11 protein-coding genes are annotated in these 11,216 nt (G+C 69.5%); 4 read left to right on the top strand and 7 right to left on the bottom strand.

From position 1 onward, the window contains the following. The gene (locus ACU6XJ_RS14570; RefSeq protein ID WP_476311089.1) at positions 1 to 636 is read left to right on the top strand and encodes a TetR/AcrR family transcriptional regulator; all 636 of its coding nucleotides are present in this window, start codon (positions 1 to 3) and stop codon (positions 634 to 636) included. Here the strand turns inward: ACU6XJ_RS14570 and rfbD are convergent. Then, positions 628 to 1,548, bottom strand: a complete 921-nt coding sequence (gene rfbD / locus ACU6XJ_RS14565; RefSeq protein ID WP_476311086.1) for a dTDP-4-dehydrorhamnose reductase — start codon at positions 1,546 to 1,548, stop codon at positions 628 to 630. The two genes, ACU6XJ_RS14570 and rfbD, sit on opposite strands and share 9 nt — an antisense overlap. Beyond that, the gene (gene rfbB, locus ACU6XJ_RS14560) at positions 1,545 to 2,528 is read right to left on the bottom strand and encodes a dTDP-glucose 4,6-dehydratase (RefSeq protein WP_476311083.1); all 984 of its coding nucleotides are present in this window, start codon (positions 2,526 to 2,528) and stop codon (positions 1,545 to 1,547) included. The genes rfbD and rfbB overlap by 4 nt, the downstream gene beginning before the upstream one ends. 196 nt (positions 2,529 to 2,724) lie before the next feature. On the opposite strand from rfbB, the gene ACU6XJ_RS14555 reads away from it, so the two are divergent. The 3 genes from ACU6XJ_RS14555 to ACU6XJ_RS14545 all read left to right on the top strand — a co-directional run bounded on the left by ACU6XJ_RS14555 (position 2,725) and on the right by ACU6XJ_RS14545 (position 6,966). Further along, entirely contained in the window at positions 2,725 to 4,347 is a 1,623-nt protein-coding gene (locus tag ACU6XJ_RS14555) for an LCP family protein (RefSeq protein WP_476311081.1), read from the top strand. Positions 4,348 to 4,434: 87 nt separating this feature from the next. Beyond that, positions 4,435 to 6,195 carry an LCP family protein gene (locus ACU6XJ_RS14550; RefSeq protein WP_476311078.1) on the top strand — a complete coding sequence of 587 codons (1,761 nt, stop codon included), beginning with the start codon at positions 4,435 to 4,437 and terminating at the stop codon, positions 6,193 to 6,195. 15 nt (positions 6,196 to 6,210) lie between these two features. Next, on the top strand, positions 6,211 to 6,966 hold the full coding sequence (locus tag ACU6XJ_RS14545; RefSeq protein WP_476311075.1) for a TIGR03089 family protein: 756 nt from the start codon (positions 6,211 to 6,213) through the stop codon (positions 6,964 to 6,966). On the opposite strand, the gene ACU6XJ_RS14540 is transcribed toward ACU6XJ_RS14545, so the two are convergent. From ACU6XJ_RS14540 to ACU6XJ_RS14520, 5 genes are all read right to left on the bottom strand, one after another. Continuing rightward, entirely contained in the window at positions 6,923 to 7,330 is a 408-nt protein-coding gene (locus ACU6XJ_RS14540; protein ID WP_476311073.1) for a DoxX family protein, read from the bottom strand. The two genes, ACU6XJ_RS14545 and ACU6XJ_RS14540, sit on opposite strands and share 44 nt — an antisense overlap. Positions 7,331 to 7,476: 146 nt before the next feature. Continuing rightward, a complete protein-coding gene (locus tag ACU6XJ_RS14535) occupies positions 7,477 to 7,914 on the bottom strand; it encodes a DoxX family protein (protein WP_476311070.1) in 438 nt (145 codons plus the stop codon). Positions 7,915 to 8,161: 247 nt separating this feature from the next. Continuing rightward, a complete protein-coding gene (locus tag ACU6XJ_RS14530; RefSeq protein ID WP_476311067.1) occupies positions 8,162 to 9,325 on the bottom strand; it encodes an acyl-CoA dehydrogenase family protein in 1,164 nt (387 codons plus the stop codon). A 153-nt stretch (positions 9,326 to 9,478) separates the two neighbouring features. After that, positions 9,479 to 9,994 (bottom strand): 5-(carboxyamino)imidazole ribonucleotide mutase, encoded by a 516-nt coding sequence (gene purE / locus ACU6XJ_RS14525; protein WP_476311065.1) that lies wholly within the window; start codon positions 9,992 to 9,994, stop codon positions 9,479 to 9,481. 14 nt (positions 9,995 to 10,008) lie between these two features. After that, the gene (locus ACU6XJ_RS14520; protein WP_476311063.1) at positions 10,009 to 11,199 is read right to left on the bottom strand and encodes a 5-(carboxyamino)imidazole ribonucleotide synthase; all 1,191 of its coding nucleotides are present in this window, start codon (positions 11,197 to 11,199) and stop codon (positions 10,009 to 10,011) included. Positions 11,200 to 11,216 lie beyond the last annotated feature (17 nt).

The following is an 11,216-nucleotide window of genomic DNA, read 5'->3' as shown; positions in this document are numbered from 1 at the left end:
ATGACCCGAAGGGGCAAGCGGAGCCCCGGTGCTCGTCCGACGGACGAACACCTGCTTGACGCTGCACGCACGGTCTTCGGCCGAGGGGGATTCCACCGGGCCACCATGGAGGCCATCGCCGAGCAGGCGGACACCACCAAACCCACGCTGTACAAGCACTTCGGCGGCAAGGACCGGCTGTACGAGGCCGTGCTGGTCCGCGAGTCGCGCCTGCTGACCCAGCGTTTGGAGCGTGCCTACGTCGACGCCGCGGGCCTGACCGTCTACGAGCAGCTTGAGGTCTCCGTCGGCACCCTGTTCTCCTACGCCCGCACCCGCCCCGACGGCTTCCGGCTGTTATTCGGCGGCGAGACCGCCGAGGGCGCGGCGGCCCCGCTGCGCCGCGAGTTGGTGCAGGCCATGAACAGGTTCACCGCCTCGCGGGTGCGGATCTTCATGGCCGAGCGCGGCCACGGCGAGTTAGGACCAAGCTGCGATGTGCTGGCCGCCCTGATGGTGGGCGCCGCACTCCAGGGTGTGCGGCAGTCGATGACCGAGGACGCGCCGCCCATCGCCGCGGTGTCGGTGCTGACGATGTCGTTCATCAGCGCCGGACTGCGCAACCTGCAGCCGTCCTGGCACGCCGACCTAGGCTGACCGGCCCGGTACCAGCACGTGCTCGGCGTAGGCGTGCAGCGCCTCCCGCCAATGCCGCAGCGGGGCCAGGCCCGCGTCCCGCCAGGACGCCTGGGAGAGCACCGAGTACGCGGGCCGCTGCGCGGGGCGCGGGAAGTCCGCCGTGGTGCACGGCCGCACCCGGGCCGGGTCGGCGCCCAGCTCCTCGAAGATCGCCCGCGCGAACCCGTGCCAGGTGGTCTCGCCGCTGCCGGTGCAGTGCAGGATCCGCTGCCGGGGCCCGGCGGAGGCGGCCACCCGCCCGGCCAGTTCGAGCAGGCCCGCGGCGAGGTCGGCCGACCAGGTCGGGCAGCCGCGCTGGTCGTCCACCACGGTCAGGGTGTCCCGCTCGCCCTCCAGCCGGGCGATGGTCTTGACGAAGTTGCCGCCGGTCGCGCCGTAGATCCAGGCCGTGCGCACGATCCAGCAGGCATCGCCCGCGCCGAGCACGGCCTGCTCGCCCGCAAGCTTGGTGCGGCCGTAGACCGACCGGGGACCGGTGGGGTCGTCCGGCTCGTACGGGGTGTCGGCATCGCCGGGGAAGACGTAGTCGGTGGAGACGTGGACCAGCGGGACGCCGTGCTCGACGCAGGCGCGCGCCAGCAGTTCGGGGCCGCGGGCGTTCACCGCGGCCGCGCGTTCCTCGTCGCTTTCGGCCGCGTCCACCGCCGTGTAGGCCGCGGCGTTGACCACCACCGGCCGCAGGTCGCCGTTGGCGGCGGTGGAGGCCAGCGATGCCACGGCGTCGGCGACCTCGTCGGCGACGGTCAGGTCGAGTTCGGCGGAGCTGGGCGCGTGCACGAAGCCCGCGCCGACCCGGTCCGCCGCGGCCGCGGCGAGGTCGGTGCCAAGCTGGCCCCGGCCGCCGGGGATCAGGAGCGCGAGACCGGTCAACGGACGCTCCCGGCGAGCCGCTTGAGCGGCTCCCACCAGGTGCGGTTGTCCCGGTACCACCGCACGGTCTCGGCGAGGCCGTCGGCGAAGGAGACCCGAGGGCGGTAGCCAAGCTCCGTGCTGATCTTGGAGATGTCCACCGAGTAGCGGCGGTCGTGGCCCTTGCGGTCGGTGACCGCCTCGACCATCGACCAGTCCTGGCCCATGGCCTCCAGCAGCAGGCCGGTCAGCTCGCGGTTGGTCAGTTCCGTGCCGCCGCCGATGTTGTAGATCTCGCCCGGTCGCCCCGCCTCGGCGACAAGCTGGATGCCGTGGCAGTGGTCGTCGACGTGCAGCCAGTCCCGCACGTTGAGGCCGTCGCCGTAGAGCGGCACCTTCAGCCCGTCCATGAGATTGGTCACGAACAGCGGGATGACCTTCTCGGGGAACTGGTACGGGCCGTAGTTGTTCGAGCAGCGGGTGATGCAGACCGGCAGGCCGTGGGTGCGGTGGTAGGACCGGGCCAGCAGGTCCGAGCCCGCCTTGGAGGCCGAGTAGGGCGAGTTGGGCTCCAGGATGTGGTCCTCGTGCCAGGAGCCCTCCGGGATCGTGCCGTACACCTCATCGGTGGACACGTGCACGAACCGCGACACGCCCGCCTCCAGCGCGGCCTGTAGCAGGGTCTGGGTGCCCAGCACGTTGGTCAGCACGAACTCGGCCGCACCGCTGATCGAGCGGTCGACATGGGACTCGGCGGCGAAGTGCACCACAACGTCGGTGCCCGCCATGAGCTCGGTCACCAGCGCGGCGTCGCAGATGTCGCCTGCCACCAGCTTCAGCCCGTAGGCGGCCGGGGCCAGGTTGGCCTCGTTGCCCGCGTAGGTGAGCTTGTCCAGCACCACCACGTCGGCGCCCGCGAACGCCGGATAAGCCCCGCTCACAAGCTGCCGCGCGTAATGGGAGCCGATGAAGCCGGCACCACCGGTGATCAGGATTCGCATCGCACTTCCTTCGGCCGATTGTTACGCCTGCGCAGTCTTTCACGCCGCGCCGAGGTCTCGATTCATGCAGTGAAGCAACCCCATGGGGAACGACCACGTCCTGCATTGGATGGCACTTCCCACCCTTCTCGGCACCGGCCGTTAACCTGGGAGCCATCAACGATGGTCGGACCGGCGTTTGGGGAGGTACGCGCACGTGGACAAGAGGCCGCCGTGGACTGGGGCTGCGCCCGGCCGTCCGCATCCGGGCAGACGTCCCCGCCCCGGTGTCCCCGCCGATGCGACCGAGCCCATCCGCGCCTGGGGCGACGGCCCCCGCGGCAGGCGCCCGTCGGCTCGCGGACCGCAGCGGGCACCGCAGCGCCACGGCGCGCTGACCGGTGTGAAACTGACGCTGGGCCTGATCTCGGTGCTGATCCTGAGCCTCACCGGCTACGCGTGGGCGACGCTGGAGGACCTGCAGTCCGAGCTCAACACCGTCGATATCTTCGGCAAGGACGAGGCGCCCGGCGAGAAGCACGACGACGGCGCGATGGACATCCTGCTGGTCGGCGTGGACTCCCGCCACGACGCCCAGGGCAAGCCGCTGGACAAGAAGATCTTGCAGGAGCTGCGGGCGGGCTATGAGGACAGCGAGCTCACCGACACCCTGATCCTGGTCCGCGTCTACGACGACGGCGGCAAGGCGACCGCCTTCTCATTCCCGCGTGACTCCGAGGTCGATCTGCCGGACGGCTTCGGCAAACACAAGATCAACTCGGCGTTCATGCGCGCCAAGAACGACAAGGCGGGCCAACTGGCCAAACAGCCGGGTCTGAGCAAGGAGCGCATCCACAAGGAGGCCACCGCCGAGGGCAGGCGGATGGTGGTCAAGACCGTGCAGTCGCTGGCGGGGGTGGAGATCGACCACTTCGCCGAGGTCAACCTGCTGGGCTTCTACGAGATCACCAAGGCCGTCGGCGGCGTCGAGGTGTGCCTGAAGAACAAGGTGAAGGAGTTCCGCTCCGGCGCCAACTTCCCGGCGGGCAAGCAGCGCCTGCAGGGCGGGGACGCGCTGGCCTTCGTCCGACAGCGGTACGAACTGCCCAACGGCGACTTCGACCGGGTGCGCAGGCAGCAGGTGTTCATGGCGGCGCTGGCCAACCAGATGCTGTCCACCGGTGTGCTGAGCAGCCCGCAGCGGGTGCAGGCGCTGATGGACTCGCTCAAGCGGGCCATCACCCTGGACGAGGGCTGGGACATCCTCGGCTTCGCCAAGCAGGCCCGCGGCATGGCGGGCGGCAACATCGAGTTCAAGACCATCCCGTTCGAGGGCTTCAAGAAGAACATCGACGGCGAGGACGTGCTGAAGATCGACAAGCGCGAGGTGCAGCGGTTCATCCGCGGCGACCAGGCGCCGGTCGAGTCCGGTGAGTCGGAGAACCGGAACACCACCGTCGACGTGCTCAACGCCTCCCGCATCCCCGGCCTGGCCAACAAGGTGATGGAGGAGTTGGCCCGCAGCGGCTTCGCCAAGGGCACCGAGAGCAACGCCGACACCAAGTCCACCTCGGTCGTCCGCTACGCCGAAGGCGAAGAGGAGGCCGCCAAGAAGGTGGCCCAGGCGCTGGGCGGGATCAAGACCGAGGAGGACTCCAACACCCCCTCCGGACGGGTGCGGGTGTTCCTCGGCCGCGACTACACCGGCCCCGGCGGCTCCGGCTTCGCCGCCCCTGGCGGGCTGTCCCTGGACGGAGCCCCCCAGCAGCCGCCGTCCTCTTCCTCATCGGCACCCCCGGAGCCCGAGATCAGGGCCGATGGAGTGATCTGCGTCGATTAGCCGGTGAAGTGCGCCGAAGGGCGCACGAACGGCCCAGTGCTGACTAACCTTGCGTGATAGGTCTGGTGGGGCCAGGGGAGGTCACAGGTGGATGAGGAGCCGCGGCGTGCCGACGCACCGCGGCCGCGCCCTGCCGATCCCGCCGCCGCGGTGACCGGTCGCCTGTCCCCCGAGGCCAAGGCGAAGCTGCGCGCGCTGGTGCAGGACAACCGCAAGGACGCCGAGGAAACCACCAAGCGCATGCGGCCCTCCCGCAGGCCGACGCCCGCACCTCCGCCGCAGGTCGAGGACGTCGGGCCGACCGACCGCACCCCTCCGCCTCCACCGCCACCCATGGAGCCCGTCGCCGAAGAGACCTCGCAACCGCCGGGTCCCCGCTTCGGCCGCGCCGCGCTCACCGCGGGCAAGACCCTGGTCGCGGTGCTGTCGGTGATCGTCCTCAGTGCCACCGCCTTCGGCTGGGCGACGCTGGAGACCGCCGCGGTGAACACCACCGACGTGCTGCTCGACGTGCCCGACGCGCCGTCGGCGGACGACGGGGCGGTGGACATCCTGCTGGTCGGCAACGACAGCCGCACCGACGCCGAGGGCAACCCGCTGCCGCTGAACGTGCTCAAGGAACTGCGCACCGAGGCCAGTACCGGGCTGAACACCGACACGATCATCGTGCTGCGGGTGCCCAAGGACGGCTCGAAGGCCTACGCGATCTCCATCCCCCGCGACACCTACGTGGCCATCCCCGACTTCCGCGATGACAAGATCAACTCGGCGTACGGTGCGATCAAGTCCAAGCACGCGGCCAAGCTGGAACGCGAGGGCGCCACCGACAAGGTCGCCATCGAGAAGGAGTCCGACCAGGCGGGCCGCCGGGCGCTGGTGCAGGTGGTGCACGACCTCACCGACCTGCGCATCGACCACTACGCCGAGGTCAACCTGCTCGGGTTCTACCTGCTCACCGAGGCCCTCGGCGGGGTGGACGTGTGCCTGCTCAACGCCACCAGCGACTCCGACTCCGGCGCGAACTTCCGCAAGGGCGTGCAGACGATCTCCGGCGGGGACGCGCTGGCCTTCGTGCGGCAGCGCAAGAACCTGCCCCGCGGCGACCTGGACCGGATCGTCCGCCAGCAGGTGTTCATGGCCTCGGTGGTGAACAAGATGCTGTCCACCGGCACGCTCACCGACACCGGCAAGATGTCGGATCTGATGGCGGCGGGCCGCAAGTCGGTGGTGCTGGACGAGGGCTGGGACCTGCTCGGCTTCGCGCAGCAGATGCGCGGGCTGGCGGGCGGCAACATGCAGTTCGTGACCATCCCGGTGACCAATGTGGACGGCCGCAACGAACGCGGCCAGAGCATCGTCACGGTGGACAAGGGGCAGGTGCAGGCCTTCGTGCGGGGGCTGCTGTCCGGCCAGACCGCCGCGCCCGCGACCTCGGTGACACCGAAGGCGGAGACCTCGACCCCGCGGCCGAGGGCCAAGACGGTCGTGGAGGTGCGCAACGGCACCGACCGCAGGGGCCTGGCCACCAGGGTCTCGCAGCGCCTGGAGGCCGCGGGCTTCGCCACCGCGGAGCCGGGCACCACACCGGCTCGCGGCAAGACCACGGTGCGCAGCGCCCCGGGTGAACGTGACCTCGGCCAGAAGGTGGCCAGGGCGCTGGGCGGGGCCCCGGTCACCGAGGACACCGCGGTGAAGCCGGGCACCGTGCTGGTGCTGATCGGCGCCGACTACGAGGACGAGGGCAACCGCCTGACCGGGCCCGGTGCGCTGGCGCTGGACGGCCTGCCTACCGTTGCCGGGGCGGCCGACGAGCCGATCACCGCAGGCGGCGTGCGCTGCATCAACTGACCTGGAGGAACACCCGTGTCGCTGACCGACGCCCTGCTGGCACCGCTGCGTGCCGCGGGCCCCGCCCGCCCCATGCTGACCTGGTACGACGCCGGTTCCGCGCGGATCGAGCTTTCGGTGACCACGCTGATGAACTGGGCGTCCAAGTCGGCGAACTGGCTGCGCGACGAGATGGACGTCGAGCCCGGCGACCGCGTCGGGGTGCTGCTGCCGGTGCACTGGCAGACGCTGGGCGCGCTGCTGGGCGCGTGGTGGTGCGGCGCCTGCGTCACCGATTCAGCCAAGGACTCGATCGTGCTGCTGCCCGCAGGGTCGACCGAGCAGGTAGAGGGCACCGCGGTGTGGGTGAGCCAGGACGCGATGGGCATGCCGATCCGCGACCTGCCCTCGGGCGTGCTGGACTACGTCGGCGAGATCCGCACGCACGCCGACGACTATGTGGCCTACGAGCCGGTCCCCGGTGACACCCCCGCGTTGAGCACCACGGCGGAGTCCACTGTGGATGAGCTGACGGCCGCTCTTCGCGATCGTGCCGCCGCGCTGGGCCTGCGCGCCGGGGACCGCGTGATCTCCACAGTGGACTGGTCGCTGAACGGTCACCTGCTCGACGTGCTCGCCGTGTTCGCGGCCGGTGGTTCGCTGGTGCAGTGCCCGCAGGACGGAGCAACCGACAAGTTGGCCACCGACGAACGCGCCACCGCGAGCCTGGGCGTCGAGATCCCCGGGCTCAGGCCGCTGCGCGCCGCCTCAACACCAGCCGGTCCACGCTGATCGCACCGCCGTTGAACCCCAACGCCAAGCTCGCCGCGAACAACACCAGCACGTACTCATAGCCCTTGGTGCTCAGGAAGAACCCATTGGCGCCATGCACATAGATGAAAGCGCCACCCATCACGATGGCGAGCAGCACGCCGAACAGCGGCAGCGCGAGACCGAGCACGAACGCGATCCCACCGCCGAACTCCACCAGCGCGGCGAACCACGCCGACACGGTCGGCATCGGAATGCCCAGCTTGGCAAACCCCGCCGCCGAGTTGTCGATGTTGGTCAACTTCTGCCAGCCGTGGCCGATGAACACGGCCCCGATGGCCAGGCGACCCGCGAGCAGCGCGAGGTCGCGAATCCGGTCGAGCATGAGAAACCTCCGCAGAAGCCGGGCGTCGCGGATCTGCACCCGCGCAGGGACCGCCCGGCGGGCCTAAGAGTTATGCCCGAATCCTTGCCGTGGCAAGGGGCAAACGGCGGCATCGACTCATCCGATGCCGCCGCCCTATAACCACCTCAGGAAGCAGCGGTCCCAGCCCTGGCACGCCCCAGGCTGAACAGCCCCTGGTGCGCGGTGGCGAACCCGAGCCCCAACGACACGAACATCAACACCAACACATACTCGTAACCGTTGCCTGCCAGGAAGAATCCGTTGGCCGCGTGCACGAAGTACAGCGCCCCGGCCATCACCAGCGCCAACAGCACACCGAACACCGGCGTGGCCACTCCGAGCACAAAGGCGATCCCGCCCACCAACTCGACGAGTGCGGTGAACCACGCCGACAGCGTGGGCAGCGGAATACCCATCTTCTCGAAGAACCCGGCGACGGGGTCCAGGCCGGTGACAAAGATCTTTTGATAGCCGTGAGCGATGAACATGATGCCCACAACGGTGCGGGCCAAGATCAGCATCAGATCGCGAACACGATGGGGAACAGTCAACACGCGGGTCATCCCTCCGGTCAGGCCTGGCGTCAGTCACCAGACACCAACAAGCTTGCCGCGGCAAGGATTCCCGAAGTGAAGTCAAGGCACCGTCACGAGAGCCGAATCGTGCTGACAGGACCAGGCAAACCACACCACATGCCCGACACCGGGCGACCACGCTTACCCCCGGTCCGAGCGCGATTCCAGCCGCTGCCCGAGTATTGCGAAATGGCATGACAGCCGACACCCGCCTGCTGTCAGCCCACTGACACGATCAGCCCCGCAGCAGCGCCCGGGACATGACGACCCGCTGCACCTGGTTGGTGCCCTCGTAGATCTGGGTGATCTTGGCGTCGCGCATCATGCGCTCGACGGGGAAGTCGCGGGTGTAGCCCGCGCCGCCGAAGAGTTGGACGGCGTCGGTGGTGACCTCCATGGCGACGTCGGAGGCGAAGCACTTGGAGGCGGCGGTGACGAAGCCGATGCCGGGTTCGCCGCGTTCGGCGCGGGCCGCGGCGATGTAGACGAGTTGGCGGGCGGCTTCGACCTTCATGGCCATGTCGGCCAGCATGAACTGGACGCCCTGGAAGTCGGCGATGGCCTTGCCGAACTGCTTGCGGTCCTTGACGTAGGCGGTGGCTGCCTCGAGGGCGCCTTGGGCGATGCCGACGGCCTGGGCGCCGATGGTGGGGCGGGTGTGGTCGAGGGTGGCCAGCGCGGTCTTCAGGCCGGTGCCGGGCTCGCCGATGATGCGGTCGGCCGGGATCGTGCAGTTCTGGAAGTAGATCTCGCGGGTGGGCGAGCCCTTGATGCCGAGCTTGCGCTCCTTGGGGCCGACCTCGAAGCCGGGGTCGTCCTTGTGGACGACGAACGCGGAGATGCCCTGGGACTTCTTCTCCGCCTTGGGGTCGGTCACGGCCATCACGGTGTACCAGGTGGACTCGCCCGCGTTGGTGATCCAGCACTTGGTGCCGTTGAGGACCCAGTGGTCGCCGTCGAGGTGGGCGCGGGTCTTCATGGACGCGGTGTCCGAACCGGCCTCGCGCTCCGACAACGCGTAGGAGGCCATTGCCTCGCCGCTCGCGATGGAGGGCAGGACCTGCTTCTTCAGCTCCTCGGAGGCGGACAGGATGATGGGCATGGTGCCCAGCTTGTTCACGGCGGGGATCAGCGAGGAGCTTGCGCAGACTCGGGCGACCTCTTCGATCACGATGCAGGCCGCGATCGAGTCCGCGCCCTCGCCGTCGTAGTTGTCCGGAACGTGCAGGGCGTGGAAACCGGCCTTGGTCAGGGCGTTCTTGGCCTCGACCGGGAAGCGCTCATGCTCATCGACCTCGGCGGCGTACGGCGCGATCTCCTTCTCGGCGAGGGCGCGTACCGCGTCTCGCAACGCGTCGTGCTCCTCTGCCAACTGGTAGATGCCGAAGCTCGGGTTCACTTGTTACCTCCGAGTAGCCGCCGGGTACCCGGGTGATGTTAGCTCCGACAGCCGCAGCCGCCTTCCCTCCCAAGAAGGACGTTATGTGCATCTCATCACCCGAATTGATGTCCAAAAGCTTCGTATAACGCCGTTAGAACAGTGTTTCGGACGTTAGAGCTTCGATTGGAGCGCGGCGTCCTTGTCGAGGACAAGGGCTTCCAGGTCGGATTGGAAGCCCGCCATGCGGGTGCGGAGGGTGGCCGCGTGGTCGTCGGTGCCCGCGGCGAGGATGCGGGCGGCGAGCAGGCCCGCGTTGCGGGCGCCGCCGATGGACACCGTGGCGACCGGGACGCCCGCGGGCATCTGCACGATCGAGAGCAGGGAGTCCATGCCGTCGAGGTACTTCAGCGGGACCGGGACGCCGATGACGGGGAGCACCGTGGCCGAGGCGACCATGCCGGGCAGGTGCGCCGCGCCGCCCGCGCCCGCGATGATCACGCGGAGGCCGCGGTCGGCGGCGTTGCGGGCGTAGTCGAGCATGCGCTGCGGCGTGCGGTGCGCGGAGACGACGCTGACCTCGTGCGGGATGTCGAACTCGCGCAGCGCGAGCGCGGCCTGTTCCATGACCGGCCAGTCGGAATCGCTGCCCATGATCACGCCGACCAGCGGGGCCACCTGCGTCGCCATCTGTGTTGCCTACCTCAGTCTTGGTGGGGGTCGAAGCCGTCGGGCCACTCGGCCCGGGAGAGCCACTGCGCGGCGTATCGGGCGCACTCTCGCACGTCCTGCACGCGCTCGCCCAGCATCGTGACGTGGCCGATCTTGCGGCCGGGCCGCTCCTGCTTGCCGTAGAGGTGCACCCTGGCCCCGGGGTAGCGGGCGAAGAGGTGGTGCAGCCGCTCGTCGATGCTCATCGCGGGCAGATCGGGGGCGCCGAGCACATTGGCCATCACCACCGAGGGGGCCAGCGCGTCGGTGGAGCCGAGCGGGTAGTCCAGCACGGCCCGCAGGTGCTGCTCGAACTGCGAGGTGACCGCGCCCTCGATGGTCCAGTGGCCGGAGTTGTGCGGCCGCATCGCCAACTCGTTGATCAGCACGCCGCCGTCGGTGCAGAACAGCTCGACGGCCATCACGCCGACCACCTTGAGCTCGTCGGCGATGCGCAGTGCCATCGCGTGGACCTCGGCGGGGTCGGCGCCGCCCAGGTTGCGGGCCGGGGCGATGACCTCGACGCAGATCCCCTCGGACTGCACGGTCTCCACCAACGGCCATGCCGCGCCCTGGCCGAAGGGGGAGCGAGCCACCAGCGCCGAGACTTCGCTGCGTAGCGGGACGCACTGCTCGACGAGCAGCGGAGTGCCGGTCTCGAGCAGTTCGGCGACGGTGCGCTCGGCGCTCTGCGGGGTGTTGAGCATCCACACGCCGCGTCCGTCGTAGCCGCCGCGAATCGCCTTCAGGACACAGGGCCAGCCGTGTTCCGCGCCGAAGCGCAGCACGCCTGCCACGTCGGTGACCTCGGCGAAGGGCGGCACGGGCAGGTCGAGCTCGGCGAGCTTGGTGCGCATCGCGAGCTTGTCCTGGGCATAGATCAGGGCCTCGGGCGGCGGGAACACCTTGACGCCCTCGGCCACCAGTTCGCGCAGCAGGTCGTTGGGGACGTGCTCGTGGTCGAAGGTGATCACATCGCAGCCCTTGGCGAAGGACCGCAGCGCCTGAACGTCGGTGTGGTGGCCCAGCGCGACGCCGGGTGTGACCAGCGCGGCCGGCTCATCGGGCGAGGTGGCGAGCACCCGGAGTGTCTGGCCGAGCGGGATCGCGGCCTGATGCGTCATCCTGGCGAGCTGGCCGCCGCCCACCATCCCCACGACCGGGGTGCCTGTCCGAGTGTCCACGAGCAGATCAGCCTAAT

The sequence above is a fragment of the Actinorectispora metalli genome (genome assembly GCF_056323685.1).
The sequence above is the reverse complement of the archived record's forward strand: the minus strand, read 5'-3'. Positions and strand labels throughout refer to the sequence as shown.